This is a genomic window from Frigoribacterium sp. Leaf263, from assembly GCF_001422285.1.
Lineage (GTDB): Bacteria > Actinomycetota > Actinomycetes > Actinomycetales > Microbacteriaceae > Frigoribacterium.
In genome coordinates, this window is record NZ_LMMO01000001.1 from 435,594 (window position 1) to 461,978 (window position 26,385).

At 70.8% G+C, this 26,385-nt stretch carries 21 protein-coding genes and 2 tRNA genes; 11 read left to right on the top strand and 12 right to left on the bottom strand.

What is annotated here, in order from left to right:
- Window positions 1-74 (bottom strand) — tRNA-Gly (locus ASF17_RS02005).
- Window positions 75-225: 151 nt separating this feature from the next.
- On the opposite strand from ASF17_RS02005, the gene ASF17_RS02010 reads away from it, so the two are divergent.
- The 5 genes from ASF17_RS02010 (at window position 226) to clpX (ending at window position 4,601) form a co-directional block, all read left to right on the top strand.
- A tRNA-Pro gene (locus tag ASF17_RS02010) sits at window positions 226-298 on the top strand.
- Window positions 299-360: 62 nt separating this feature from the next.
- Entirely contained in the window at window positions 361-1,686 is a 1,326-nt protein-coding gene (tig, locus tag ASF17_RS02015; RefSeq protein WP_055794706.1) for a trigger factor, read from the top strand.
- 171 nt (window positions 1,687-1,857) lie between these two features.
- Window positions 1,858-2,445, top strand: coding sequence for an ATP-dependent Clp protease proteolytic subunit (locus ASF17_RS02020; protein ID WP_043597035.1), 588 nt, complete (start codon window positions 1,858-1,860; stop codon window positions 2,443-2,445).
- Window positions 2,446-2,482: 37 nt separating this feature from the next.
- A complete protein-coding gene (locus ASF17_RS02025; RefSeq protein WP_055794708.1) occupies window positions 2,483-3,145 on the top strand; it encodes an ATP-dependent Clp protease proteolytic subunit in 663 nt (220 codons plus the stop codon).
- Between the two features lie 175 nt (window positions 3,146-3,320).
- Window positions 3,321-4,601: an ATP-dependent Clp protease ATP-binding subunit ClpX gene (gene clpX, locus ASF17_RS02030; protein WP_055794709.1), complete on the top strand. Its 1,281-nt coding sequence runs from the start codon at window positions 3,321-3,323 to the stop codon at window positions 4,599-4,601.
- Between the two features lie 81 nt (window positions 4,602-4,682).
- Here the strand turns inward: clpX and ASF17_RS02035 are convergent, their stop codons facing one another.
- Window positions 4,683-6,710, bottom strand: coding sequence for a M3 family metallopeptidase (locus ASF17_RS02035; RefSeq protein ID WP_055794711.1), 2,028 nt, complete (start codon window positions 6,708-6,710; stop codon window positions 4,683-4,685).
- Window positions 6,711-6,785: 75 nt separating this feature from the next.
- Here ASF17_RS02035 and ASF17_RS02040 point away from each other — a divergent pair, with 75 nt between their 5' ends.
- Window positions 6,786-7,604 carry a class I SAM-dependent methyltransferase gene (locus ASF17_RS02040; RefSeq protein WP_055794713.1) on the top strand — a complete coding sequence of 273 codons (819 nt, stop codon included), beginning with the start codon at window positions 6,786-6,788 and terminating at the stop codon, window positions 7,602-7,604.
- Window positions 7,605-8,119: 515 nt separating this feature from the next.
- Here ASF17_RS02040 and ASF17_RS02045 read toward each other — a convergent pair.
- From ASF17_RS02045 to ASF17_RS02070, 6 genes are all read right to left on the bottom strand, one after another.
- Window positions 8,120-8,377, bottom strand: a complete 258-nt coding sequence (locus tag ASF17_RS02045; RefSeq protein WP_055794714.1) for a hypothetical protein — start codon at window positions 8,375-8,377, stop codon at window positions 8,120-8,122.
- Window positions 8,377-10,983 carry a valine--tRNA ligase gene (gene valS / locus ASF17_RS02050; RefSeq protein WP_055794717.1) on the bottom strand — a complete coding sequence of 869 codons (2,607 nt, stop codon included), beginning with the start codon at window positions 10,981-10,983 and terminating at the stop codon, window positions 8,377-8,379. The genes ASF17_RS02045 and valS overlap by 1 nt, the downstream gene beginning before the upstream one ends.
- Window positions 10,984-11,095: 112 nt before the next feature.
- Window positions 11,096-12,730, bottom strand: coding sequence for a dipeptide ABC transporter ATP-binding protein (locus ASF17_RS02055; RefSeq protein ID WP_055794719.1), 1,635 nt, complete (start codon window positions 12,728-12,730; stop codon window positions 11,096-11,098).
- Window positions 12,727-13,581 carry an ABC transporter permease gene (locus ASF17_RS02060; RefSeq protein WP_369814538.1) on the bottom strand — a complete coding sequence of 285 codons (855 nt, stop codon included), beginning with the start codon at window positions 13,579-13,581 and terminating at the stop codon, window positions 12,727-12,729. Before ASF17_RS02060 ends, ASF17_RS02055 begins: the two co-directional genes overlap by 4 nt.
- A 5-nt stretch (window positions 13,582-13,586) precedes the next feature.
- A complete protein-coding gene (locus ASF17_RS02065; protein ID WP_082474972.1) occupies window positions 13,587-14,609 on the bottom strand; it encodes an ABC transporter permease in 1,023 nt (340 codons plus the stop codon).
- Window positions 14,587-16,233: an ABC transporter substrate-binding protein gene (locus ASF17_RS02070; protein ID WP_055794723.1), complete on the bottom strand. Its 1,647-nt coding sequence runs from the start codon at window positions 16,231-16,233 to the stop codon at window positions 14,587-14,589. Before ASF17_RS02070 ends, ASF17_RS02065 begins: the two co-directional genes overlap by 23 nt.
- 98 nt (window positions 16,234-16,331) lie before the next feature.
- Between ASF17_RS02070 and ASF17_RS02075 the strand changes: the two genes are divergently transcribed.
- Window positions 16,332-16,976 carry a TetR/AcrR family transcriptional regulator gene (locus ASF17_RS02075; RefSeq protein WP_055794726.1) on the top strand — a complete coding sequence of 215 codons (645 nt, stop codon included), beginning with the start codon at window positions 16,332-16,334 and terminating at the stop codon, window positions 16,974-16,976.
- A gap of 54 nt (window positions 16,977-17,030) precedes the next feature.
- Here the strand turns inward: ASF17_RS02075 and ASF17_RS02080 are convergent, their stop codons facing one another.
- Both ASF17_RS02080 and ASF17_RS02085 read right to left on the bottom strand, forming a co-directional pair.
- Window positions 17,031-17,540: a GtrA family protein gene (locus tag ASF17_RS02080; RefSeq protein WP_200913410.1), complete on the bottom strand. Its 510-nt coding sequence runs from the start codon at window positions 17,538-17,540 to the stop codon at window positions 17,031-17,033.
- 122 nt (window positions 17,541-17,662) lie between these two features.
- Window positions 17,663-18,631 (bottom strand): cation diffusion facilitator family transporter, encoded by a 969-nt coding sequence (locus tag ASF17_RS02085; protein WP_055794730.1) that lies wholly within the window; start codon window positions 18,629-18,631, stop codon window positions 17,663-17,665.
- A 279-nt stretch (window positions 18,632-18,910) separates the two neighbouring features.
- On the opposite strand from ASF17_RS02085, the gene ileS reads away from it, so the two are divergent.
- The 4 genes from ileS to ndk all read left to right on the top strand — a co-directional run bounded on the left by ileS (window position 18,911) and on the right by ndk (window position 24,478).
- Window positions 18,911-22,192: an isoleucine--tRNA ligase gene (ileS, locus tag ASF17_RS02090; protein WP_055794732.1), complete on the top strand. Its 3,282-nt coding sequence runs from the start codon at window positions 18,911-18,913 to the stop codon at window positions 22,190-22,192.
- A complete protein-coding gene (locus ASF17_RS02095) occupies window positions 22,189-23,586 on the top strand; it encodes a bifunctional folylpolyglutamate synthase/dihydrofolate synthase (protein WP_055794734.1) in 1,398 nt (465 codons plus the stop codon). Before ileS ends, ASF17_RS02095 begins: the two co-directional genes overlap by 4 nt.
- Complete coding sequence (locus ASF17_RS02100) at window positions 23,583-23,999, top strand: DUF4233 domain-containing protein (RefSeq protein ID WP_055794736.1); 417 nt, start codon at window positions 23,583-23,585, stop codon at window positions 23,997-23,999. Before ASF17_RS02095 ends, ASF17_RS02100 begins: the two co-directional genes overlap by 4 nt.
- Before the next feature lie 62 nt (window positions 24,000-24,061).
- Window positions 24,062-24,478: a nucleoside-diphosphate kinase gene (ndk, locus tag ASF17_RS02105; RefSeq protein WP_055794738.1), complete on the top strand. Its 417-nt coding sequence runs from the start codon at window positions 24,062-24,064 to the stop codon at window positions 24,476-24,478.
- An 82-nt stretch (window positions 24,479-24,560) separates the two neighbouring features.
- On the opposite strand, the gene ASF17_RS02110 is transcribed toward ndk, so the two are convergent.
- Together ASF17_RS02110 and ASF17_RS02115 are read right to left on the bottom strand one after the other, a co-directional pair.
- Window positions 24,561-25,481 carry a DsbA family protein gene (locus ASF17_RS02110; protein WP_055794739.1) on the bottom strand — a complete coding sequence of 307 codons (921 nt, stop codon included), beginning with the start codon at window positions 25,479-25,481 and terminating at the stop codon, window positions 24,561-24,563.
- Window positions 25,482-25,556: 75 nt separating this feature from the next.
- Complete coding sequence (locus tag ASF17_RS02115) at window positions 25,557-26,186, bottom strand: vitamin K epoxide reductase family protein (RefSeq protein WP_235476306.1); 630 nt, start codon at window positions 26,184-26,186, stop codon at window positions 25,557-25,559.
- Window positions 26,187-26,385: the final 199 nt, after the last annotated feature.

Consider the following 26,385-nt stretch of genomic DNA (forward strand, 5'->3'; position numbering starts at 1 on the left):
TGGAGGGGATGACGGGAATCGAACCCGCGCCATCAGTTTGGAAGACTGAGGCTCTACCATTGAGCTACATCCCCGGAGCGGTTCGCACCGCACGGGTGAGACCACTATAAACCATCCCCCGGTTCGTTCAGTAACCGGCCCCTCGCGTCGGCTAGACTGACTGCGGCCTTTTCCCCACCCGACCTCAACGGGACCGAACGGGGCGAGACCGATCCAGGTGATACACGGGGCGTAGCGTAGTGGCTAGCGCGTCCGTTTTGGGGGCGGAAGATCGCAGGTTCGAGTCCTGTCGCCCCGACGATCGTCTACCTGCTGTCTCGGATGTGAGTTCAGCGTCGTCAACACAGGAGAAGCCCCACATTGGTCCAGACCACGGTTGAAAAGCTCAGCCCCACGCGCGTCAAGCTCAACATCGTCGTGACTCCCGACGAGCTGAAGCCCAGCGTCACGCACGCCTACGGGCACATCGCCGAGACCATCAACATCCCCGGCTTCCGCAAGGGCAAGGTGCCGCCGCCCATCATCGACCAGCGCGTCGGTCGCGAAGAGGTCCTGAACCACGCCGTGAGCGAGAGCCTCGACAAGTTCTACCGCGAGGCCGTCACCGAGACGCAGATCCGCGTGCTCGGCCGTCCCGAGGCGGACGTCGTCGGCTGGCCCGACGTGAAGGACTTCTCGGGCGACCTCACCATCGCCGTCGAGGTCGACGTGCGCCCCGACTTCGATCTGCCCGACTACGAGGGCATCGAGCTCACCGTCGACACGGTCGAGATCTCCGACGACGAGGTCGACGAGGAGCTCGCGAACCTGCGCACGCGCTTCGGCACCCTCGTGACCGTCGACCGCCCGGCCACCACCGGCGACTTCGCGCAGATCGACCTGACCGCGACCATCGGCGACGACGAGGTCGACACCGCCAAGGGCATCTCGTACGAGCTCGGCTCGGGCGAGCTCATCGAGGGCATCGACGAGGCCCTCGAGTCCCTCACGGCCGGCGAGAGCACGACCTTCGAGTCCAAGCTGCTCGGCGGCGACCGTGAGGGCGAGACGGCCCTCATCGCCGTCACCGTGACCGCGGTCAAGGAGCGCGAGCTCCCCGAGGCCGACGACGACTTCGCTCAGATCGCCAGCCAGTTCGACACCATCGACGAGCTCAAGTCGGATCTGCGCGAGCAGCTCGCCAAGTCGAAGTCGTTCGGCCAGGGCGGCCAGGCTCGCGACCAGGTCGTCGAGAAGCTCCTCGAGTCGGTCGAGATCCCCGTCCCCGAGAAGCTCGTCGAGGACGAGGTCCACCGTCACCTCGAGCAGGAGAACCGTCTCGAGGACGACGAGCACCGCGCCGAGGTGAAGGAGAGCAGCGAGAAGGCCTTCCGCAACCAGATCCTCCTCGACGCCATCGCCGAGAAGGAAGAGGTCAAGGTCGAGCAGGACGAGCTGACCCAGTACCTCATCCAGGGAGCAGCCCAGTACGGCATGGAGCCCGGCGAGTTCATCAAGGTCCTCGACCAGAACGGCCAGATCCCGGCCATGGTCGGCGAGGTCGCGCGCAGCAAGGCCCTCGCGGTCGTGCTGTCGAAGGCCAAGGTCGTCGACGGCGAGGGTGCGGCGGTCGACCTGTCGGCCTTCACCGCGACCGCGGGCGTCGGCACGGACGACGACGACCACGAGGGTCACGACCACGCATAACGGTCGCGACCGACTCGACCGGAGGTCGACATGAGAGGGCCGGGTGCTGAACGCACCCGGCCCTTCGTCGTCCCCCTCGCCGGCCACTATCTGCCGTGGGCGAACAGCCCGGAACACGCGGGTTGGACCCTATAGATTCGACACCAAGCGACAACGAATGGGAGCTCCACCATGGCCGACGTGACACTGCCCAACAGTGTTTTTGACCGACTGCTCAAGGACCGCATCATCTGGCTCGGCTCCGAGGTGCGCGACGAGAACGCCAACGAGATCGCAGCGAAACTCCTGCTCCTCGCCGCGGAGGACAGCGAGAAGGACATCTACCTCTACATCAACTCGCCCGGCGGGTCGATCACCGCGGGCATGGCGATCTACGACGCCATGGAGTTCGTGCCGAACGACATCGTCACGGTGGGCATCGGGATGGCGGCCTCGATGGGGCAGCTGCTCCTCACCGCCGGCACCAAGGGCAAGCGCTACATCACGCCGAACGCTCGCGTGCTGCTGCACCAGCCCCACGGCGGCTTCGGCGGCACCTCGTCCGACATCCAGACGCAGGCTCAGCTGATCCTCTCGATGAAGCGTCGCCTCGCCGAGATCACGGCCGCTCAGACGGGCAAGACCGTCGAGCAGATCAACGAGGACGGCGACCGCGACCGCTGGTTCACGGCGGAGGAAGCCCTCGAATACGGCTTCGTCGATCACATCCGCGGTTCGGCCACCGACGTCGTCGGCGGCGCCGGCACCGACCAGGCGTAGCCCCCACCCGATCGTCATCACAGAAAGAGAAGAACTCATGGAACTCCCGATGATGGGTGGCGCGGGCCGGGTGCAGAGCCCCGACTCCCGCTACATCCTCCCCAGCTTCGAAGAGCGCACCGCCTACGGGTACAAGCGCCAGGACCCGTACGCCAAGCTGTTCGAAGACCGCATCGTCTTCCTCGGCGTGCAGGTCGACGACGCGTCGGCCGACGACATCATGGCGCAGCTGCTCGTGCTCGAGAGCATGGACCCCGATCGCGACATCACGCTCTACATCAACTCGCCCGGCGGCTCGTTCACGGCGATGACGGCCATCTACGACACGATGCAGTACATCCGTCCCGAGATCCAGACCGTCTGCCTCGGTCAGGCCGCCTCGGCGGCGGCCGTGCTGCTCGCGGCCGGCCAGCCGGGCAAGCGCCTCGCCCTGCCCAACGCCCGCGTGCTGATCCACCAGCCCGCGACCGGCGGCAGCAGCGGTGGCCAGGCCTCCGACATCGAGATCCAGGCCGCCGAGGTCCTGCGGATGCGCACCTGGCTCGAGGAGACGCTGTCGTTCCACTCGAACAAGACGCCCGAAGAGGTGAACCGCGACATCGAGCGCGACAACATCCTCGGCGCGAACGAGGCGCTCGCCTACGGTCTCGTCGACCAGGTGCTGACCTCGCGGAAGAACCAGCCGGCGCTCACGCGCTGATCCGCACCTCGACCGTGGTCGACGCGAAGCCCCGGGCCCTCGGCCCGGGGCTTCGTGCCGTCCCCGATCCGAGGGCGACCGCGCGGGGGTCCGACGCTGTCGGAGGATCGCGTTAGGCTCTCAGCACGACGATCGTCGAGGGTCGCCGATCAGCACGCCACGAGAGGGTCCGAGCATGGCACGTATAGGTGAGAGCGCCGATCTGCTCAAGTGCTCGTTCTGTGGAAAGAGCCAGAAGCAGGTCCAGCAGCTCATCGCCGGTCCCGGCGTCTACATCTGCGACGAATGCGTCGAGCTCTGCAACGAGATCATCGAAGAGCGTCTCGCCGAGGCCGGCGAAGAGCCCGCCAGCGAGTTCGATCTGCCGAAGCCCCGCGAGATCTACTCGTTCCTCGAAGAGTACGTGATCGGTCAGGACGCGGCGAAGCGTGCGCTCTCCGTCGCCGTGTACAACCACTACAAGCGCATCCGTGCGGCGTCCACGCTCACGGCGGCCGAGTCCCTCGCCGACGAGGTCGAGATCTCGAAGTCGAACATCCTCCTCATCGGCCCCACAGGCTGCGGCAAGACCTATCTCGCTCAGACCCTGGCCAAGCGGCTCAACGTGCCGTTCGCGGTCGCCGACGCCACGGCTCTCACCGAGGCCGGCTACGTGGGCGAAGACGTCGAGAACATCCTCCTCAAGCTGATCCAGGCCGCCGACTACGACGTCAAGCGCGCCGAGACCGGCATCATCTACATCGACGAGATCGACAAGATCGCCCGCAAGGCCGAGAACCCGTCGATCACCCGAGACGTCTCGGGCGAGGGCGTGCAGCAGGCTCTCCTGAAGATCCTCGAGGGCACGGTCGCGTCCGTGCCGCCGCAGGGAGGGCGCAAGCACCCCCATCAGGAGTTCATCCAGGTCGACACGACGAATGTGCTGTTCATCGTCGCCGGTGCGTTCGCCGGGCTCGAAGACATCATCTCGAACCGTGCGGGCAAGCGGGGCATCGGCTTCGGCGCCCCGCTGCACAGCAAAGAGGACGAGGCGGCGCTGTTCAGCGAGGTCCTGCCCGAAGACCTGCACAAGTTCGGTCTGATCCCCGAGTTCATCGGTCGTCTGCCCGTCGTCACGACGGTCACCCAGCTCGACCAGCCGGCGCTCATGCAGATCCTCACCGAGCCGAAGAACGCCCTCGTCCGTCAGTATCAGCGCATGTTCGAGATCGACGGCGTCGAGCTCGAGTTCGACCGCGGCGCCCTCGAGGCGATCGCCGACCTCGCCGTGCTGCGCCAGACCGGTGCCCGCGGGCTGCGGGCGATCCTCGAAGAGGTCCTCGGGCCGATCATGTTCGACGTGCCCTCCGACGAGACGGTCGGAAAGGTCGTCGTGACCCGCGCCTCCGTCCTCGAGAACGCGGCGCCGACCATCGTGCCGCGCGTCGTCGAGCACCGCACCGAGAAGTCCGCCTAGTCGATCGACGACGACGACGACGCCCCGGCCGCCGCGGCCGGGGCGTTCCGTCGTCGACACGGGCGCCTCGAACCGTAGGGGCTAGGCGAGCCCGCGACGGGCGAGCAGCGGTTCGACCCGCGCGTCGCGACCGCGGAAGTCCCGGTACGCCTCGAGGGGGTCCTTCGAGCCGCCCACGCCGAGCAGGCGGGACCTGAACCGGTCGCCGTTCTCGCGCACGAGCCCGCCGCTCTCGTCGAACCACTCGACCGTGTCGGCGTCGAGCACCTCGCTCCAGATGTACGAGTAGTAGCCGGCGTCGTAGCCTCCGGCGAACGTGTGCGCGAAGTACGTGCTCGAGTAGCGGGGCGGGACGGCCGCGAGATCGAGGCCGACCGCGGCCAGCGCCTCCTGCTCGAACGCCTCGACGTCGGTGACGGCCGCCGCCTCGGCGGCGGACAGGGAGTGCCAGGCCTGGTCGAGCAGGGCGGCGGCGAGGTACTCGCTCGTCTCGAAGCCCTGGTTGAAGCCCTGCGACGCCACGAGCGCGTCGACCAGCCGGGAGGGCAGCGGCTCGCCGGTCTCGTGGTGGACTGCGTAGTTCGCGAGCACCTCGGGGTGCAGCATCCACATCTCGTTGACCTGACTCGGGAACTCGACGAAGTCGCGGAACACGTTCGTGCCCGAGAACGTCGGATACGTCACGCGGGCGACGAGGCCGTGCAGCGCGTGGCCGAACTCGTGGAAGAACGTCGTCACCTCGTCGAGCGTCAGCAGGGTCGGCTGCCCGGTCGGCGGCTTCGGCACGTTCAGGTTGTTGACGACGACGCTCGGCAGCCCGGTCAGCGCCGACTGCGACACGAGCGGGTTCATCCACGCCCCGCCGCGCTTGCTGTCGCGCGTGTGGAGGTCGAGCACGTACAGGCCGACCGGCGACCCGTCGTCGTCGGCGACCTCGAACACCCGCGCGTCGGGGTGGTAGGCCACGAGGTCGGGTCGCTCGGTGAAGCGCAGTCCGTAGAGCCGCTGGGCGGCGAAGAAGACCCCGTCGTGCAGCACCCGCTCGGCCTCGAACCAGGGTCTCATCGCCGCGGTGTCGACGTCGTGCTGCTCGGTGCGGACGAGCTCGGTCACGAAGGCCCAGTCGGACGCCTTGATCGGACGCCCGGCCCGCCTCTCGAGCTCCGCCTGCTCGGCGCGGGCGTTGCGCGCCGCAGGAGGCGCGAGTCGCCCGAGCAGATCGGCGACGGCCTCGGGGGTGCCGGCCGTCTCGCCTGCGGTGACCGCGGCGGCGTGACTCGCGAAGCCGAGCAGTTCGGCGCGTTCGGCGCGCAGCCGAGCGATCTCGAGCACGAGCTCGCGGTTGTCGAACGGGCCGCCGCGGCGCCCGCGCGAGAGCGAGGCCCGCATGATCCGCTCGCGCAGGCGCTCGTCCGTCAGCGACGCGAGGTAGGGGTGCCCGCTGAACAGCACGAGGCTGATGACGTGGCGGCCGTCGAGCCCTCGATCTCGGGCAGCCTCGGCGGCGGCGGCGATCGCCCCGGCGTCGAGACCGTCGAGCTCGGCGACCTCGTCGACGACGACCGCGAGGTCGTTCGTGTCGGCGAGCAGGTTCTTCTCGAAGCGGGTCGTCAGGGTCGAGAGCCGCCCGTTCAGATCACGCAGCAGCGCTTTGTCGTCGTCTCCGAGATCGGCACCCGACCGCTTCGCCTCGTCCACGAGCCGCTCGACGAGGTAGCGCTGCTCGGGCGTGAGGGCGAGGGCGTCGCGTCGGTCGTGCAGGCTCCGGAGGCGCCCGAACAGGCGGGGGTCGAGGCGGATCGCGTCGGAGTGCGCGGCCAGTCGGGGCGCGAGCTCGAGCTCGAGCGCATCGGTGGTCGGGTTCGAGTCGGACGACGTCTTGTTGAAGAAGACGTGACCGACCCGGGCGAGCGTCGCTCCGCTGCGCTCGAGAGCGGCGACGGTGTTCTCGAAGGTCGGCTCGGCGGGGTCGGCGGCGATCGCCTCGACCTCGGCCAGCTGCTCGGCGAGACCCGCGTCGAACGCGGGCCGGTAGTCGTCGTCGGTGATGCTCTCGAACGGCGGCAGCGAGTACGGCAGCGTGCTGGGGGCGAGGAACGGGTTCGTCATGCTCCGAGCCTAGGCCGGGTGGTCGTGCCCTCACGAGGCCGGAGGTGAGCCGGGGAGGCGCGCTAGGGTCGGCGCATGAGCGAACGCCCCGAGGGCACGGCCCGCTACACCCACGGTCATCACGAGAGCGTCCTGCGCAGTCACACGTGGCGCACGGTCGAGAATTCGGCGGCCTATCTCGTGCCGCATCTCACGGCGGGGGCGAGCGTGCTCGACGTCGGCGCCGGTCCGGGCACGATCACGGTCGACATGGCCGAGCGCGTGGCACCCGGCACGGTGGTGGGGATCGACTCGTCGGCCGAGATCGTCGAGCAGGCCACGCGGCTGGCCGCCGAGCGAGGCCTGTCCGGGGTGCGCTTCGATACGGCCGATCTGTTCGACCTGCCCTTCGCCGACGACTCCTTCGACGTCGTGCACGCGCACCAGGTGCTGCAGCACGTCGGCGACCCGGTCGCGGCGCTCCGCGAGATGCGTCGCGTCGCGCGCCCCGGGGGAGTGGTCGCGGCTCGCGACGTCGACTACCACGGCTGCGTCTGGGCACCGGAGAATCCGGGTCTGCAGAGCTGGATGGACGTCTACCAGGCCGTGCACCGCGGCAACGGCGGCGAGCCGGACGCCGGGAGGCGCCTGAAGGGCTGGATGCTCGAGGCCGGCTTCGACGAGGTGGCGAGCAGCGCCTCCGTCTGGTGCTTCGCCTCGGACGACGAGCGCACCTGGTGGGGCGACAGCTGGGCCGCCCGAGCGACCGAGTCGGCCTTCTACGCCGACGCCATCGCGAAGGGCGCGGCCACCCACGACGAGCTGCACGCGATCGCCGACGCCTGGCGCTCCTGGCGAGACGCCCCCGACGGCTTGCTGGTCATGCCGCACGGCGAGGTGCTCGGCCGCGTCTGACGACTCATGTGCATGCCTCGCAGTGAAGGATCATCGGGCAGGAGTCAGGAGAACCCGGACCTTGATCTGAGACACCTTCGACCGCTTCGACACTGTTGCACATCTGTTATGACGGCTGTTGGCATAACACCTATTCTGGCTCTGTGGATGCGACGAGGCATCCCGGACCGGAGAAGATGATGACGATGCGAGCAAGGCTGCTGAGTATGAAGTGACCATGTCTCGCGTCTGGTTGGTCGTCATGCTCGTGCTCGTCTGTTTCGTCTCGATGATCGATGCCGTGCTGGCAGGAGTCTCAGAGACGCAGACCTGGTTCTGAGCCTCAGTCCGGATCGCGGCCCTGGTCGCGCTCGTGGTCTCGGCCCTTCGGCCGGCGCCGGCGAACGAAGTCGCTCTTCCCGCCGAGGAGGTCGTCCCGGCTCACGCGGGGGCGGACCCCGTCTGACCTCAGAAGACGACGTGCCGCTCACCGATGGAGGTGAGCGGCACGTCGTCGTTCGTGGTGTGGGCTCCGGCTAGTCGTCGTCGCCCTCGGCGTCGACGGGCTCGTGCACGTGGGCCTCGCCGGTCACGGCGTCGACCTTGATGACCGTGCCGTCGTCGAGTTCGACGACCGGGCGCCGCTCGAGCCAGGTGAGGGTCCAGCGCCAGGTCGACGCGTCGACGCCCTGATCGGCGAGCTCGCGCTCGACGGAGGCGATCGCCCCGAGGACGGGAGGGGTGAGATCGGCGGGAGCCGTGCCTCCTACGTTCCAGCGCGTTCCGAGCTGCATCAGGCGCCCGCCGCCGTGTCGGCCGGCTGCTCGGCGAAGACGATGTCGCCCACGGCCAGCTCGTCGCCCTCGGCGAACGACAGGTCGGCGATCTTTCCGACCGCGGCGAGGTCGCCGGCGGCGAGACGCACCAGCGCCAGCTGGGCCGCCGGAGCCGTGATGACGGCCGTCGACACGGGGGTCTTCTGCGAGGCCTTCGCATCGGACTTCGCGCGGCGGACGAAGATCAGCGCCTGTCCGACGAGACCGACGAGGCCCGTGGCCTTCTCTCCGTCGGCGAGACCGAGCTCGGCGACCGACGGCCAGGGCGCCCGGTGGATCGACTCGTCGTGCGTCCACGACCAGACCTCCTCCGTGGCGAAGGGCAGGTAGGGCGCGAGCAGTCGGAGCAGACCCTCGAGGACCGTGCGCAGTGCGAGGACCGCCGAGGCCTGCTCCGCCGGAGTGGTCGCCCCGTAGGCGCGCTCCTTCACGAGTTCGAGGTAGTCGTCGCAGAAGGTCCAGAAGAACTTCTCGGTCGTCTCGAGCGCCCGGGCGTGGTCGTAGCTCTCGAGCGCCTCGGTCGCCGTCTCGATCACCGAGGCGAAGGCGGCCAGCAGGTCGCGGTCGAGCGGCTCCGTGACGGCGTGCTCGCCCGAGGGCAGCTCGAACGAGTACACGAATTTCGCGGCGTTCAGCACCTTGATCGCCAGACGTCGGCCGATCTTGATCTGCTTCGGGTTCTGCGGGTCGAACGCCGCATCGGTGCCGAGCCGGCTCGAGGCCGCCCAGTAGCGGACCGAGTCCGAGCCGTGGTCGTCGAGCATCGCGGCCGGGGTGACCACGTTGCCCTTGGACTTCGACATCTTCTTGCGGTCGGGGTCGACGATGAAGCCCGAGATCGAGGCGTTCCGCCACGGGACGGTGCCCGCCTCGAGCTGTGCACGGAGCATCGTGGAGAACAGCCAGGTGCGGATGATGTCCTGGCCCTGCGGACGCACGTCGTACGGGAACACGAGATCGAACAGCTCGGGGTCGGTCTCCCACTTGCCGGCCAGCTGAGGGGTCAGCGACGACGTCGCCCAGGTGTCCATGACGTCGACCTCGCCGACGAAGCCGCCGGGCACGCCGCGCTGCGACTCGTCGTATCCGGGCGCCGCGTCCGACGACGGGTCGACGGGCAGCTGCGCCTCGGTCGGCACGATGACGTCGTCGAAGACGGGGTTGCCGTCGCCGTCGAGGGGGTACCAGACTGGTATCGGCACGCCGAAGAAGCGCTGACGCGAGATGAGCCAGTCGCCGTTCAGTCCGTTCACCCAGTTCTCGTAGCGCACGCGCATGAACTCGGGGTGAAAGGCCACCTCGGCGCCGCGTTCGAGCAGCGACGACTTCAGCGACTCGTCGCGGGCGCCGTTGACGACGTACCACTGACGGGTCGAGACGATCTCGAGGGGCTTGTCGCCCTTCTCGAAGAACTTGACGGGGTGGGTGATCGTGCGGATCTCGCCGACCAGCTCGCCCGAGGCGGTCAGCTGCTCGACCACGGACTGCTTGGCGCTGAACACGGTCTTGCCGGCCAGCTGCGCGTACGAGGCGCGACCCGCCTCGGAGGTGATCGCATCAGGGGCCTCGCTGACGAAGCGGCCGTCGAAGCCGATCACGGCGCGGTTCGGCAGCTGCAGCTCACGCCACCAGACGACGTCGTTGGTGTCGCCGAAGGTGCAGACCATGGCGATGCCCGAGCCCTTGTCGGGCTGAGCGAGGTGGTGCGCCACGACGGGCACCTCGACGTCGAACAGGGGCGAGCGCACCGTCGTGCCGAAGAGCGCCTGGTAACGCTCGTCGTCGGGGTGCGCCACGAGGGCGACGCAGGCCGGCAGCAGCTCGGGGCGCGTCGTGTCGATGAGCACGTCGCCCTGCCCGTCCGTGCGGTGGAACGCGAGCTTGTGGTAAGCCCCGGGCATGTCCTTGTCTTCGAGCTCGGCCTGGGCGACGGCCGTTCGGAAGGTGACGTCCCACAGGGTCGGAGCGTCGGCCTGATAGGCCTCGCCGCGCGACAGGTTGCGGAGGAACGCCTTCTGAGCGACGGCCTGCGAGTCGTCGCCGATGGTGCGGTAGCTCTGCGTCCAGTCGACCGAGAGGCCGAGCTTCCGCCAGACGTCCTCGAACTGCTTCTCGTCTTCGATCGTCAGCCGCTCGCAGAGCTCGACGAAGTTGCGGCGGGAGATCGGCACCTGGTCGGCGGCCTTCGACGACTTGTTGTCGCCGCCCTCGAACGGCGGCGTGAAGTCGGCCTCGTAGGGCAGCGACGGGTCGCAGCGGACGCCGTAGAAGTTCTGCACGCGACGCTCGGTCGGGAGGCCGTTGTCGTCCCAGCCCATGGGGTAGAAGACGCGCTTGCCGCGCATGCGCTCGAACCGGGCCTTCACATCGGTGTGCGTGTAGCTGAAGACATGGCCGATGTGCAGGCTGCCCGATGCGGTGGGCGGCGGGGTGTCGATCGAGAAGACGGAGGCGCGGGTCGCGTCGGCGCGGTCGAACCGGTAGGTGCCGGTGGACTCCCAGACCTGGCCCCAGCGGGCCTCGAGTCCTTCGAGTGCGGGCTTCTCGGGCATGGCTGACGGCATGGTCTTCTCCGGTTCTGTGGGCGGCACCGTGTCGGTGTGGAGGTGCCTGGTTGTGGGACGACGGCCAGTCTACGCGGGCCGCACCGCGCCTCCTCGGAGGGGTGGCGCGGGTTCAGGGACGCGCGGCCAGGAGGGCGCGGGTGTGCGGATGACGAGGGGACGCGAAGACGTCGGCGGTGCGCCCCTGCTCGACGACGCGACCGTCGTGCATGACGGCGACGCGGTCGGCCATGTGCCCGATCACGTCGAGATCGTGCGAGATGAACACGTACGAGAGGCCGTCGTCTCGCTGCAGATCGTCGAGCAGGTCGAGCACCTGGGCCTGCACCGACACGTCGAGCGCCGACACGGGCTCGTCGCAGACGATCACGCGGGGCCGTGGTGCCAACGCCCGGGCGATCGCGACCCGCTGGCGCTGCCCGCCCGAGAGCGAGGCCGGACGCCGTGCGGCGAGGTCGTCGGCGAGTCCCACGCGCGCGAGCAGCGCCGTCACCTCGGAGCGGGCGGTCCCCGGCCGGGTGCTGCGACCCGCGGTGACCGCGTCGGCGAGCAGCTGCCCCACGGTCAGGCGGGGGTCGAACGAGCTCGCCGGATCCTGGTAGACGGCGCCGAGCCCCGCCCGGCGGGGGCGGCGGTCGCGTTCGCGGCCCGGCGACCAGGGCCCGCCGAGGAGGCGCACCGTGCCGGCGTCCGGCTCGTCGAGTCCGAGCAGGAGGCGCGCGGTCGTGGTCTTGCCGCTCCCGGACGCGCCGACGAGGCCCAGCGTCTCGCCCTCGCGCAGCTCGAGCGAGACCCCGTCGACGGCCACCCGGGCGGCCCGTCCGCGGGCCGCGGGGAAGACCCGGCGGAGGGCGTCGGCCGAGAGGACGACGGCGGCGTCGGGCTCGGGAGACGACGCGACCCGCGCCTCCTGCCCCTCGGCGTCGGCGGGCCGCGACAGGCGGCGCCCGCGGGGGACCCCGCCCGGCAGCGCCGCGAGCAGTCGCCGCGTGTACTCGGTCTCGGGGGAGCCCAGCACGTCGGCCGTGGCGCCCTGCTCGACGACGCGACCGTCGCGCATCACGAGCACCCGGTCGGCGAGTCGACGCACGACGCCCAGATCGTGGCTGATCGCGAGCACGGCCGTCCCTGCGTCGCGCAGGGCTGCCAGGCGATCGACCACGAGACGCTGGACCTCGGCGTCGAGCGCAGTCGTCGGCTCGTCGGCCACGATCACCTCGGGTCGGAGCACGAGGGCGGCGGCGAGCAGGGCCCGCTGACGCAGTCCGCCCGAGAGCTCGCCCGAGCGCTGACCGAGGCGGGCCTCGGGGTCGGGCATCCCCACCTCCGCGAGCACCTCGACGGCGCGGGCCCGGCGTTCGAGAGGCCCGAGGCTGCTGTGGAGGCGCAGGGCGTCGTCGATCTCGCGCCCGATCGGACGCAGCGGGTCGAGCGAGACGAGGGCGTCCTGCAGCACGAGCCCGATGCGAGCGCCGCGGATCCGCCGCCAGGCGCGGTCGTCGAGCCCCGAGAGGTCGCGTCCGCCGAGGGTCAGCCGGTCGACCTCGACCCGCCCGCCGCTGAGTCCGAGCAGCGACCGGGCCGTGACGCTCTTGCCCGAGCCCGACTCGCCGACGAGGGCGACGCACTCGCCCGGCGCGAGCGAGAACGAGACGCCGTCGACGACCGTCGTCGCACCGAACGCGACGCGGAGGCCCTGCAGCTCGAGGGGGCCGGGAGCGCCGGGGGCCTGCGGGGCTGCCGTCACGGGAGCTCGCTCCCTCGGCGGGCGAGCGCTCGACCGAGCACGGTCGCCGACGCGGCGGTCACCACGACGGCTAGGCCCGGGAACACGGTCATCCACCAGGCTGTCGTCGAGTACGTGCGCCCGGCCGACAGCATGGCCCCCCACTCCGGCGCGGGCGGAGGCGCCCCGAGCCCGAGGTAGCTGAGCGAGGAGGCCCAGACGACGGCCTGGCCGAGCCCCAGGGTGGCGAGGACGACGACGGGGGCGAGCGCGTTCGGCAGCACGTGACGCAGCAGCACCGTGCCGGGTCGCCTCCCGAGCACGACCGCGGCCTCGACCATGGCCGAGCGCCTCACCCGGACGACCTGACTGCGCACGATGCGCGCGTACCCGGGGGCGGTGGCGAGCCCGACCGCGATGGTCGCGGGCACCGCACCCGGGCCCGTGAACGCGATGACGACCAGCGCGAGCAGCAGACCGGGCAGGGCGAAGAGCACCTCGAGGAGCCGGCTGACCCCCGCGTCGGCGATGCGCCCGGGCAGCCGACCGCCGCCGAATCCGGCCGCGACGCCGAGCACGACCCCGAGGGCCGTGCCGATGAGGGTCGCCATCGCCCCGATGGACAAGGAGGCGCCGGTCCCGTGGACGACGCGGGTCCAGATGCCGCGCCCCGACTCGTCGGTGCCGAACGGGTGCGCGAGCCCGGGCGGTGAGAACGCGTCGACGGGGGAGACGGCGAGGGGGTCGCCGGGCGCGAGGAGCTGCGGGGCCACCGCCGCGAGCACGACGGCGCCCAGGACGATCGCGGCCGCGACCTCGGGGGGACGCACGCGGGCCCTCGCCCGCGACCGGACCCGGGGCAGCTCGGCGATGACGGTCACGCGGCACGCTCCCGGGGGTCGACGGCGCGCTCGGCCAGGTCGCCGAGCGCCACGACCACGACGTACGCCAGAGCCGAGGCCAGGGCGACGCCCGTCACGAGCGGGATGTCGCGCAGGGTCACCGCCTGCAGCAGGGTCCGCCCCAGACCCGGCCGGGCGAAGATCGACTCGACCACCACGGCGCCGCTCAGCAGCGACCCGAAGGCCCAGCCGGAGAGCGCGAGGCCGGGCAGGGCGGCGTGCCGCAGCAGATGACGACGGAAGAGCCCCGACCGCGACTCGCCTCGGGCCCGGGCCGTGAGCGCGAAGGGGGCGGCCGCCGCGTCGAGCAGGGAGTCGCGCGTGACCTGCCCCAGGAACCCGGCCACCGGGATCGCGAGGGTGACGACCGGCAGCACGATGCCGACGGGCGTGCCCGTGCTCACCGGCGGCAGCCAGCCCAGCTGCGTGCTGAGCACCAGCACGAGCACGCCGGCCAGCCAGAAGTGCGGAACGGCGGAGGCCACGATCTCGAGCGACGACGAGACCGCCGCCGCCGTCCGCCCGCCGAGCGTCGCCCACCAGGCGGTGCCGAGGGCGAGCGCCCAGGCGACGACCAGCGACAGCACGGCGAGCAGCACCGTGCCGGGCAGCTGCTCGAGCAGCAGCCCCGACACGTCGGTGCGGAGCGAGTACGACGTGCCGAGGTCGCCGACCATCAGACGGCCGAGCTGCGCGAGGTACTGGACGACGAGCGGATCATCCAGACCGTACTGCTCGCGCACCAGCGCGAGCGCCTCGGCGGAGGCCTGCGAGCCGGGCCCGCCCAGGATCGCCTCGGCCGGGTCGCCCGGCACCAGCCGGATGGCGAAGAAGATCAGCGTCGCGACGGCCCAGAGCACGACGACGGCTCCGGCGAGGCGACCCGTGACCCACCGGAGCGGTGCGGGGACGACCCCGCGCCTCCTCGGCTCCGGGACGGTCGCCCCCGTCGGCCCGTCGACCGCGCCGTCGGCCTCAGTCGACGATGTACGCGTCATACAGCGTGACCGCCGAGACGGGCGGGAGCGCACGCACCCCGGTGACCGCCGGGCCGACCAGGTAGTGGTTCTGCTGGTCGTAGAGGGGCAGGACGGTGCGGCTCTCGAGCACGATCGTCTGAGCCTGCTCGTAGAGGTCGGCGCGCTCGTCGGCGTCGGACGTCTCGGAAGCGCGCTTCAGGAGGTCGTCGAGGGCCGGGTCGCTCAGCTGGGCGAGGTTCGCGAAGTAGCCGCTCGGCGCCGGGGTGATGCCCGCCGTGTCGTAGAGGATCCGCAGCACGTCGGGACCGACCTTCGTGTACGGCGCGCTCACGAGGTCGTAGTCGTTCGCGGCGAGGGCCCCGTACCAGCTCGACACGTCGAGGGGTGACAGGACGACGTCGAAGCCGAGGTCGCGGGCTCCGGCCTGGATCTGCTCGAAGAGCGACTGCTCGGCGGGGATCGACTGGTTCGTGCTCACCGGGAACTCGAGCGTGAGGCGCTCGCCGCCCTTGGTGCGGAAGCCGTCGGAGTCGCGCTCGGTCCATCCCGCGTCGTCGAGCAGGGCGTTCGCCGCGTCGACGTCGACCTCGAACAGCGACGGGTCGGAGTACGCGAGGGGCTCGACGCTCGACAGCGGCGAGTAGGAGCGCTCGGCCGTGCCGAAGAACAGGGAGTCGATGCCGTCCGTGACGTCCACCCCGGTGATGAAGGCCTCGCGCACGCGCTCGTCGTCGAAGGGCGCCTTGCCCGAGTTCAACTCGATGCGGTTCGCCGCGCCGGGGCGGGGGGCGTCGATCTCGGCGAGCGCGTCGTCCTTCCCGGCCGCGACCAGCGTGTCGGGCTGCACGTTGTCGATCACGTCGACCTGCCCGGCCTGGAGTGCCGCGTAGCGGGCGGCGGAGTCGGGGATGAAGCGCCAGACGATCTCGTCGAGGTACGCGGGTCCGTCGTGGGCGGCATCGGCGGGGGGCGAGGTGTGGTCGTCGTTGCGGGTGAGGACGACGCGGTCCTGCTTCGTCCACGACTCGACGACGAACGGGCCGGTGCCGACCGGCGACTCGCAGTTCTCCTCCTGGCTGCGCTCGAGGGCGGTGGGGGACTCCATGGCGACCCAGGGCTGGGTCAACGACTCGAGAAGGGCGCTGTCGGGGGCGCTGAGGTCGAAGCGCGCGGTGTGCTCGTCGACGGCCTCGACGCCCGTCACCTTGCCGAGGGCGAGGTAGCCGGTCGACGAGAGGGTCTCCGGGTCCTGGAGGTGGGCGACGTTGGCGGCGACCGCGGCGGCGTCGAAGGGCGTGCCGTCGCTGAAGGCGACGTCGTCTCGCAGGTCGAAGGTCCAGCTGAGCCCGTCGGAGGACTCCTCCCACGAGGTGGCGAGCCAGGGGACGATCTCCCCGTCGGAGTCCTTCGAGACGAGCGACTCGAGGTACTGGGTCGACACGAGCGCCTGCGGGTAGTTGCCGCCGACATGGGGATCGAGGCAGGTCGGCTCGGCGTCGCCGGTCGCGTAGGTGAGGGTGCCGCCCGAGCGGGGAGCGGAGGCGTCGGAGGCGTCGCCGCCCGAGGTGCAGCCGGCGAGCACGAGGCTGCCGACGGCGGTGAGGGCGGTGAGGGCGGTGAGGGCGGACAGGCGGGTGCGCATGGGACTCCGGGTCGGGTGCGGTCGTGCGTGGCAGCGGGAGCCACTTGTTGTACTGAGTACAACAAGTGGCTCCCCGAGTGTACCGACATGATGGGGGCATGTCAGAACCGTCCCGGCGCACCATCGGCCGACCGCGTCGCTCGTCGGCCGAGACGCTCGCGGACGCGGCGGCCGAGCTGTTCCTCGAGAACGGCTGGTCGCACACGACCGTCGATCAGATCGCGCAGCGCGCCGGGGTCAGTCGCGGCACGTTCTTCAACCACTTCGAGTCGAAGTCGGATCTCTTCTGGCTCGACCTCGACGAGGGGCTCGCCGGTCTCGCGGGTTTGCTCCGCGAAGGCGGAGGCCGGGGCGGCTCGCCGGTGCGGGTCGTCGAGGCCGCTCTCGTCGAGGTGGGGCGGGCGCACGATCCGGGCCGGGTGCCGTGGGCCCTGACCCAGTCGGAGGCCATGGGGCTCGGTGACGAGCTCGTCGCCTCGGCCGCGGTGCGCGTGATGCGTCTGCAGGCGGTGGTGGCGACCCATCTGGCCGAGGCCTCGGGAGGGTCCCGCGGGGGGCTCGCCGCTGAGGTGGCGGCCTCCGCGCTGGTGGCCGCAGCGGCGACGGCCATCACCTGGTGGGCGCGCTCCGGGGTCGGCAGGCGTGGGCTCGACGACGTGCTGGCCGAGGCGATCCGCCCCGTCGCCGACGGGCTCGAGTCGGTCGCCGGACACGCGGTCCGGTCGGACCCGATCGTCGACTGACCGGATGCCCCGCCGCGACCAGCGCGACGCCGCCCCCGAGGAGGCGCGCGCCGGTCAGCGGGTCGGCGTCGGCTGCGTGGGCGGCGAGGTCGGCGACAGCACGTCGGCGATCTCGGCGCGCTTCGGGAACACCCACTTGTTCATGGCCCAGTAGCGGAAGACCATGGCGATCAGAGTGCCGATGATCGGTCCGCTGATGAAGTCCGCGACCTCCTGGGTCGCGAACGACACGTTCGGCACCTCGAGGCCGAGGCCGTAGCGGGAGAAGTACAGCGGTGCCGAGTTGAGACCGACGCCGATGACGCTGACGATCACGAAGAGCAGCATCTCGTAGCCGGTGTGGCGGTCGCCCCGGTCGTCGAACGACCACTTCTTGTTCATCCAGTACGACACGACCGTCGCCACGATGATCCCGACGGCGAGGGCGGTGACCGGATGCTGGGGGATGACGAACAGCTTGAGGCCGTAGTTGATCACCATGGTGATGACGAAGCCGATGCCGCCGACCACGAGGAATCGAAGGGCTGAGGGGTTGGCTCGGGCCAACCGGATCACTGCGCGCACCGCTTCACGTTAGACGCCCGGCCCCTCGTCTACCTGACAGGGTGGTGACGATGCGCCGGGACAGCCGACAACGGACAGCCGGCGACGGACGGCGCAGCCGACGATGGACGGCCGCTCGGGGATCAGCTCCGCAGCCGCAGGCTCGGCTCGTCGGGCGTGGCCAGGGTGAGCACCGCCTCCTCGACCGCGTCGTGCTCCTCGATCTCGCGCTCGACGCGACGGAGGGCGACGGCGACGTGCTCCTCCGTCTCGTCGCCGGTCATGTCGACGGCGGCGACGAGGTAGAGGCGGCCGGGCCCGACGAACTCGGTGTGCAGATACGTCACGCGGGCGATCTCGGGTCGGCTCAGAAGGCGGTCCAGCACGAGCGACTCGAGCTCGTCGCTCGGGCTCTCGCCGACGAGGAACCTCCGGTTGCGGTCGACGAGGACGATCGCCACGACGCCGAGCAGCACGCCGACGGCGATCGACCCGATCGCGTCGAACACGGCCGAGCCGGTGATCTGGTGCAGGAGGATGCCCAGGAAGGCGATGACGAGGCCGACGAGGGCCGCGGCGTCCTCGGCGAACACGGCCCGCAGCGTGGGGTTCGAGCTGCGGAGCACGAAGCGGAGGGTCGGCTGGCGGCGTTCCCGGGCGCTGCCGCGGGCCTGTCGGAGAGCCTGGAGGAACGACGTGCCCTCGAGGACGAACGCCACGCCCAGCACGATGTAGTTGACCAGGTAGTCCTCGGCGGCCTCGGCCGCCCCGAGCTGCGAGATGCCGTGCTGGATCGAGACCACGGCGCCGACGGTGAAGAGGCCGAACGCCGCGAACATCGACCAGACGTAGGTCTCCTTCCCGTAGCCGAGGGGATGATCGGCGTCCCGCCGCCGCACCCCGCGCTTGTCGGCGATGAAGAGGAACACCTCGTTGCCGGTGTCCGCCCACGAATGCGCCGACTCCGCGACCATCGAGGCCGAGCCCGTCAGGAGCGCCGCGACCGTCTTCGCGACGGCGATGAGCAGATTGGCCACGAAGGCGACCAGCACGGTGACGAAGCTCTCGGGCTTCGCCGCCCCTCGGGTCGCCGCGCCGGTCTCGGTTGTCATGGACCCGATTCTGCACTCTCTGCACCTGATCGCGCCGCGCCTCCTCGCCTTGTACGATTGGGACCGCTGTGATCCGGCCATCACCGGGGAGCTCTCGGCAGAACGCGTCGACCGGCCCGACAGGGCACGAGACGTCAGTAGACCCGAGCGGGGCAGGCCCGTCACAGCCGAAGCAGAGTGGTCGCCCCGTCCGGGGCGGCAAGCGGGGTGGTACCGCGCCGACCGAGAACCCTCGGCAGGCGTCCTCGTGAACGGACATCCGCACCACCTGGAGCTCCCATGGCCTACCAGCCGGTACCCGCATCGCCCCGATTCCCCGACGTCGAGCAGGGCATCCTCGCGTTCTGGAAGGGCGACGACACCTTCCGCGAGTCGATCCGCGCGCGCGAGGGATGCGACGAGTGGGTCTTCTACGACGGGCCGCCCTTCGCCAACGGGCTGCCGCACTACGGGCACCTCCTGACCGGCTACGCCAAGGACGTCTTCCCGAGGTACCAGACGATGCGCGGCAAGCAGGTGCACCGCCGATTCGGCTGGGACACCCACGGGCTGCCGGCCGAGCTCGAGGCCATGCGCCAGCTCGGCATCACCGAGAAGCACGAGATCGACGACATGGGCATCGGCGCGTTCAACGCCGCCGCCCGCAGCTCGGTGCTCAAGTACACCGACGAGTGGCAGGGCTACGTCACCCGCCAGGCGCGCTGGGTCGACTTCGACGACGACTACAAGACCCTCGACTCCACGTTCATGGAGAGCGTCATCTGGGCGTTCAAGCAGCTGCACGACAAGTCGCTCGCCTACGAGGGCTTCCGGGTGCTGCCCTACTGCTGGCACGACCAGACCCCCTTGTCGAACCACGAGCTGCGGATGGACGACGACGTCTACAAGATGCGTCAGGACCAGACCGTCACCGTCGCGTTCCCCCTGGTCGGGGCCAAGGCCGAATCGCTCGGGCTCACCGGGGTCGAGGCGCTCGCCTGGACGACGACGCCCTGGACCCTGCCCACGAACATGGCGCTGGCCGTCGGACCGGCGATCGACTACGTCACCGTGCCCCACGCGCTCCTGCCCGGCGAGCGCACCGGCGACCAGCAGCTGCTGACCGGCAGCGTGTTCCTCCTCGCCGCCGACACGCTCGCCGCCTACGCCCGAGACCTCGGCTACGACTCGGCCGAGGCCGCGCAGGCCGCCGTCACGGCCACGTTCGCCGGCGCCGAGCTCGAGGGCGTCGAGTACGACCGCATCTGGGACGTCTACGCCGACACCGAGACCTACGGGACCGAGAACGCCTGGCGGGTCCTCGTGGCCGACTACGTCGCCACCGGCGAGGGCACGGGCATCGTGCACCAGGCGCCCGCCTACGGCGAGGACGACCAGCAGGTCTGCGCCGCCGCCGGGATCCCCGTGCTCGTCTCCGTCGACGACGCCGGCCGGTTCCTGCCGATGTTCGACGAGCTCGGCGTCGCCGGGCAGCAGGTGTTCGACGCCAACAGGACCCTGATCCAGCGGCTCCGGGCCGACGGCCGCCTCGTCCGCCTGGCCAGCTACGAGCACAGCTACCCGCACTGCTGGCGCTGCCGCAACCCCCTGATCTACAAGGCCGTCTCGAGCTGGTTCGTGCGCGTGACCGAGTTCCGCGACCGCATGAGCGAGCTCAACCAGCAGATCACCTGGGTGCCGGAGAATGTGAAGGACGGCCAGTTCGGCAAGTGGATCGGGGGAGCCCGCGACTGGTCGATCTCGCGCAACCGCTACTGGGGATCGCCGATCCCCGTCTGGAAGAGCGACGATCCGACGTACCCGCGCGTCGACGTGTACGGGTCGTTCGCCGAGCTCGAGGCGGACTTCGGACGGCTGCCGCTGAACGAGCAGGGCGAACCCGACCTGCACCGCCCCTACATCGACGATCTCACCCGTCCGAACCCCGACGACCCCACCGGCCTCAGCACGATGCGCCGCATCGAGGACGTCTTCGACGTGTGGTTCGACTCGGGCTCGATGCCGTTCGCCCAGGTGCACTACCCGTTCGAGAACCAGGACTGGTTCGAGACGCACGCGCCCGCCGACTTCGTCGTCGAGTACATCGGTCAGACGCGCGGCTGGTTCTACGTCATGCACGCGCTGTCGACCGCGCTCTTCGACCGCCCGGCCTTCTCGAACGTGATCAGCCACGGCATCGTCCTCGGCTCGGACGGTCAGAAGATGTCGAAGAGCCTCCGCAACTACCCCGACGTCTCCGAGGTCTTCGACCGCGACGGCGCCGATGCGATGCGGTGGTTCCTGCTGTCGAGCTCGGTGATCCGCGGCGGCAACCTCGTCGTCACCGAGGAGGGGATCCGCGAGGGGGTCCGGCAGTTCCTCCTCCCGTTGTGGAGCACCTACTACTTCTTCACCCTCTACGCCAACGCGGCGGACTCCGCCGGTTCAGGAGGCGCGGGTCGCCACGTCGCCGACGGTTACGTCGCGACATGGCGCACCGACTCCACGGACGTGCTCGACCGGTACCTGCTGGCGAAGACGCGCCTCCTCGTCACCGACGTCGAGCGTCACCTCGACGCGCTGGACTCGCCGCTCGCCGCCGCGGCCCTGCGCGACTTCGCCGACGTGCTGACGAACTGGTACGTGCGGCGCTCGCGCGACCGCTTCTGGTCGGGCGACGACCGCGATGCGTTCGACACCCTCCACACGGTGCTCGAGACGGTGACGCGAGTCGCCGCGCCGCTCGCCCCGCTCGTCTCGGAGGAGATCTGGAAGGGTCTCACCGGCGGTCGCAGCGTCCACCTCGCCGACTGGCCCGACGCCACGGCGTTCCCCGCCGACGACGCTCTCGTCGAGGCGATGGACTCCGTGCGGGCCATCGCGTCGTCGGGTCTGTCGCTCCGGAAGTCGACCGGTCTGCGGGTGCGGCTGCCGCTGGCGCGCCTCACGGTCGTCGCCCCCGACCCCGCCGCCCTCGAGCCGTTCGCGTCGATCCTCCGCGACGAGCTGAACGTCAAGTCCGTCGTGCTCACGCCGCTGAGCGAGGAGAGCCTCGCCGACTACGGGGTGACCCGCAAGCTGACCGTCAACGCCCGGGCGGCGGGCCCGCGCATCGGCAAGCAGGTGCAGCAGGTGATCCCCGCCGCCAAGAAGGGCGACTGGCGGCCGTCGGGCGAGAACGTCGTCGTCGGAGGCGTCGAGCTGCTGCCGGGCGAGTTCACCCTCGAACTGGCCGTCGCCGACGCGTCCGCCGCCATCGGCTTCGTCGGAGACGGCGGATTCGTGCTGCTCGACACGGCCACCACCCCCGAGCTCGAGGCCGAGGGCCTGGCCCGCGACGTGGTCCGCGCCGTGCAGCAGGCCCGGAAGAACGCCGGGCTGGACGTCGGCGACCGCATCGCGACGACCCTGGGTCTCGACGCCCCGGGCGCCGACGCCGTCGAGACGCACCGCGACCTCATCCAGGCCGAGACCCTGACCACCGAGCTCGTCATCGAGCGGCGAGGCGACCTCGCGACCAGCGAGGGCGCGGTCGCCGTCGGCACCGGCTCGGCCGTGACCGTGGAGGTGCGACGCGCATGACCCCCAAGAAGAGCAGGAATCCCGAGCCCGCCGACGACGGCGAGTTCGCCGAGGGTGCGGCCCGCGTCTACGACGAGCTCCTCCGACGCGTGGGCGAGCAGGCGCCCGAGCCCCGTCTCGGCGCGACGCGTCGGGCCGCCGAGCTGCTCGGCGACCCGCAGCGCGCCTACCCGGTGATCCACGTCACGGGCACGAACGGCAAGACGTCGACGTCGCGCATGATCGAGAGCATCCTCCGGTCGTACGGGCTGCGGACGGGTCTGCTGACCAGCCCCCACCTCGTCCGGCTGAACGAGCGGATCGTCATCGACGGCGAGCCGATCAGCGACGAGAGGCTGGTCGCCAACTGGGACGACATCCAGCCCTACCTCGCCATGGTCGACGCCGAGCTCGGCGCCGCCGGTGAGCAGGCCCTCACCTTCTTCGAGGCTCTGACGGTGCTCGCCTTCGCCTGCTTCGCCGACGCCCCCGCCGACGTGGTCGTGCTCGAGGTCGGCATGGGCGGCGAATGGGACAGCACCAACGTCGCCGACGGCCAGGTGGCGGTCCTCACACCCATCGCGCTCGACCACCAGAATCGTCTGGGCTCGACCGTCGACGCCATCGCCCGCACCAAGGCGGGCATCATCAAGCACTCCGCCTCGGTCGTCAGCGCGTCGCAGGCGCCCGAGGCGCTCGCCGAGCTCGAGCGCGCGGCCGAGCTGACCGAGTCGACCCTGGTCGTCGAGGGCACGGGCTTCGGGGTCGAGTCGACCACGGTCGCGGTGGGCGGTCAGGTCGTGACCATCCGGGGCCTCGCCGGTCGGTACCCCGATCTCGTGCTGCCCCTCTTCGGCGACCACCAGGCGCAGAACGCGGCCGTGGCCGTGGCCGCCGTCGAGTCGTTCCTCGGGAGCGGCACCCAGGCGCTCGATCTCGACGTCCTCTCGGACGGGCTCGCTCAGGTGACCTCTCCGGGGCGTCTGCAGATCGTGGCCAACGACCCGACGATCCTCGTCGACGCCGCGCACAACCCGCACGGCGCGCGGGCCCTCGCGAAGGCCGTCGAGTCGTACTTCCCGTTCGGACGCGTCGTCGCCGTCCTGGCCGTGCTGGCCGACAAGGACGCCGCGGGCATCGTCCGCGCGCTCTCGGGCACCGTGCAGCAGTTCGTCGTGACCCAGTCCGACTCCGACCGCTCCGTCCCGGCCGACGAGCTCGCCGCGGTCGCGGTGAAGGTCGTCGGCGCCGACCGCGTCGTCGTCGAGACCGACCTCGCGGCTGCGCTCCGCACAGCGCGGGACATCGCCGACGAGACCGAGGGCGACCGCCCGGGCGGCGTCGTCGTCACCGGCTCGATCACGCTCGTCGGCGACGTGCTCGCCCTCGCGCAGGGTCCGGAGGGCCTCGCATGAGCGCCGCCCCGCCGCCGCCCGAGGGCGTCGCCGCGAGCCCCGGCCGCCCCCGCCGTCGACGCGGAGCCGCCGAGAGCCTGCTCTCGATCGTGCTCGTGCTCGAGGCCATGTCGATGTTCTTCGTCATGCTCGTGGTGAACGGCCGCGACCTCCTGCCCACCGGCGTCGCGTTCGGCGGCGGGCTGGGCGCCATCGTCGTCATGCTGCTCGTGTCGCGCGTGCTGAGGTTCCGCTGGGGGATCGTCCTCGGCTGCCTCGTGCAGATCGGGCTCATCGCCTGCGGCCTGCTCGACCCGGTCATGTACGTCGTCGCCGCCGTCTTCGTCGCGCTGTGGACGTACTGCCTGATCAAAGGACTGCAGCTCGACCGCCTGAACGCCGCGCGCTACGGCGACCCCGGCGAGTCGGCCTGACCCGCGCCTCCCCGGCCCCCCAACCCCCTCGACCCCCTCGTCACCGATCTGAAGGAGCACCTGTGACCGCCCTCGAAGAAACCCTCGTCCTCGTCAAGCCCGACGGCGTCGCCCGCGGCCTGACCGGAGAGATCCTGCGCCGCATCGAGGCGAAGGGCTACGCCCTCGTCGACATCCGCCTCGTGCAGGCCGACCGCGACCTGCTGGCCTCGCACTACGAGGAGCACGTCGGCAAGCCCTTCTACGAGCCCCTCGTCGAGTTCATGCAGAGCGGCCCCACGGTCGCGATCCGCGTCGCCGGCCACTCGGTGATCGCCGGCTTCCGCTCGCTCGCCGGCACCACCGACCCGACGACCGCCGCACCCGGCACGATCCGGGGCGATCTGGGCCGCGACTGGGGTCTCAAGGTGCAGCAGAACCTCGTCCACGGCAGCGACTCGGCCGAGTCCGCCGCCCGCGAGCTGGCGCTCTGGTTCTGACCCCACGACCGCCCTCGCGCGTGACCGACCGGGCCCGCGCCTCCTGATCCGAGGAGGCGCGGGCCCGGTTCCGTCGGCGCTCCTACGGAGTCGGCGCGGGGGTGGACTCCGCTCCGCCCGACGACGTGTCGTCGGTGGAGGCGCCGCTCGCCACCTCGGAGACGAACTGCGCGAAGACGGTCGGGTCGGTGAGCGAGCCGCCGTACTTGCGACCGTTCACGAGAACGGTCGGGGTGCCCGTCACCTTCGGCTCGTCGGAGTTCGGCAGCGGGTCGTTCAGCGCGCGCTGGGTGGCGGCGGCGACCCAGTCGTCGAAGTCGCCGCCGGTGATGCAGGCGGCGACGGCCGGGTCGTCGGCCCCGGCTCCCTCGACCAGCGAGACGAGCTCGGCGTCGGTCAGGCCGCTCGTGTTCTCGGCCGGCTGCTGGGCGAAGAGCGCCGTGTTCACGTCGAGGGCCGCATCGGGCTGGTGCTCGGCGACGCAGGCGAAGGCGTTGGCCGACCGGGTCGAGTACTTCGTGCCGAGCGAGGCGTTGTCGAGGAAGCCCAGGGGGTGGATCTCGAGGTCGACGTCGCCCTGCGACACCCAGGTCTCGAGCTGCTCGGCGTTGGTCGTGTCGAACTGACCGCAGAAGGGGCACATGTAGTCGAGGTAGACGACGATGCTCGGCTTCTGCGCCGTGCCCGCGGGGGAGGCCACGGGGTCCGCATCGGCCGCCGGCGCATCGGTGGTCGCGGCGGAGATCGTCGTGCCGTCGCCCGTCAGCAGCAGACCGTCGCTCGCCATGTTGAGCGGCCCGGGCCCCGCCGGCACGAGCGAGCGGCTGACGACGAGGGCGATCACGCCGATGACGGCGAGGACCCCGACCACGAGGCCGCCCTGCGTCAGGACGCGGTTCCGCCGACGCCGTCGCGCCTCGGCCTCCCGGGTCGCACGGGCCTTCTCGCGGGCGGCGTCCCGGCGTTCGCGCTTGGTGTCTCCGGTGCCGGCTGACGGCGTCATCGTTCCTCGATTCTCGGGTGGGCTCCGGCGAGTCTCGCGGGGGCCTCCAAGAGGAGCCTGGGAACGGCGGCCGGGTCAGAACAGGGTCGGGAGCAGCAGGGGGAACTTCACGACGATCACGGTCAGGACGACGATGCAGTTGATCGCCGGGAGCACCCACGAGTACGGCAGGAGGCGCGCGGCGGCCCGCTGCACCCCTCCGCCGGCGGGGGCGGTGATGCCTCGTGCCAGGCCCCAGACGGTCGTCAGCCAGAAGAGCGGGATGGTCACCGACCAGACGAGCATGCACCAGGGGCAGAGGGCGCCGATGACGAAGACGGTCTGCGTGAAGAGCCACGTCACGAAGATCCAGGCCAGGAACGTGCCCGCGGTGAACGCGATCCAGAACCACCGGGCGAAGCGAGCACCGGCCAGGAGGGCGACGCCGACCACCACGGGGGCCATGAACCCGACGAGTCCGAGGAGGGGGTTCGGGAACCCGAACAGGGATGCCTGCCAGCTGTTGATGACGGGGGAGCAGCCGACGAACGGGTTGACGTCGCAGCCGAGCGCCTCGGTGGGGTTCTCGAGCAGCCGGAACTTGTCGAGGGTCAGGGCGAACGACCCGATCAGCCCGACGACGCCGGCGACGACGAGCAGGACGGCCGTCACCGCCGGGGTGCGGCCGATCGGGTGGGTGCGCGGGGTGGTCGGAGTGGTCGTCACACGGGGATTGTTCCATGTCCCGATGAGTGGTCTGCGGCCAACCGTGCGATAATCGCTTCAGTCGCCGGGTGACAGCCGCGATCGAGACTTGCCGGGCCGTGTCGACCCCGCGATCCCCTCCGGGGGCCTCGCGCGGGTGCGACGGAAACCGGGCCGGGGCGCAGCCGCCCCTCGTCGGATGGCCAGTTCCGAACAGCAA